This is a genomic window from Paracoccus sp. Z118 (genome assembly GCF_019061185.1).
In the GTDB taxonomy this organism is placed as follows: domain Bacteria; phylum Pseudomonadota; class Alphaproteobacteria; order Rhodobacterales; family Rhodobacteraceae; genus Paracoccus.
This window is the reverse complement of sequence record NZ_JAHQZU010000099.1, coordinates 1-901: the sequence shown is the minus strand read 5'-3', so window position 1 is coordinate 901 and position 901 is coordinate 1. Positions and strand designations below refer to the sequence as shown.

Below are 901 nucleotides of genomic sequence, written 5' to 3'. Positions count from 1 at the left end.
GACGCTGCATCATCTGTGCGCCCCGCCGCGATCCGAGCAGGATATAGAGCACCGGGATGGGCGTGACCTGCAACAGCTTGCGCGGATGCCGCGCAACGCAGCCGAGCGCTGCGAGATCGGCCCGAAGTGCCGCGCAATATTCCGTTCGCAGCGCCTCGGCCCTCAAGCGTCCGGGACCGTCCGCGATTGAAAGCGAGGCAAAAGCCTGCAGGTGATCCGACAGGAACAGCGACAAACCCTCGGGTGCCGCGATGTCGCAGGAGGGATAGGCGGCATCGACGCGTTCATGCGCGAGCCGCGTGTCGTCCCGCATTCTGGTTCGGAGGCTGTAGCCCGGGTTCAAGTCGGTCCTTCCGCGAAATATGGCGAAATGCGTGGTGAACGGAGATCACACCCTTGCGACCGGCGTGCTGGTGTCAAGGGTGAGCCGCCGATGATCGCTCATCAGGCGGGGCGGCGGACCGGGCTGTCGCGCAATACCATCAGGAAGCATCTGAACGCTGGCACCATCGAGCCGAGGTTCGCGACGCCTGAGCGGCCGAGCAAGCTCGATCCGTTTGCCGAGAAGCTGGCGGCGTGGCTGAAGACGGAAGCCGGCAAGTCACGCAAGCAGCGCCGGAGCTGAAGCAACTCCATGCCGACCTCGTGGCGCTTGGCTTCACCGGCTCCTGCGGCCGGGTTGCGGCCTTCGCCCGGAAATGGCGGGTGGACCGGCAGCGCGAGCAGCAGACGGCAGGCCGCGGCACCTTCGTTCCGCTGATCTTCTGCCCGGGCGAGGCCTTCCAGTTCGACTGGAGCGAGGATTACGCGGCAGTGTCCCAGCGGTTGGTGTAGGAGGCCGCGCGCGGAGCCCCGGCGTAGCGCAGCGCGCGGCCGGGCGTGACGCTGGCGGCCATCGCCG

The 901-nt window shown here is 67.4% G+C and carries 1 protein-coding gene and 1 pseudogene; one reads left to right on the top strand and one right to left on the bottom strand.

Going from position 1 to position 901, the window contains the following annotated elements:
- The coding region (locus KTN05_RS17660) for a hypothetical protein (RefSeq protein WP_217330669.1) at window positions 1-313 on the bottom strand (313 nt) is incomplete at its 3' end.
- Window positions 314-433: 120 nt separating this feature from the next.
- On the opposite strand from KTN05_RS17660, the pseudogene KTN05_RS17655 reads away from it, so the two are divergent.
- Window positions 434-825: pseudogene (locus KTN05_RS17655) on the top strand (IS21 family transposase); the annotation flags it as partial.
- Window positions 826-901: the final 76 nt, after the last annotated feature.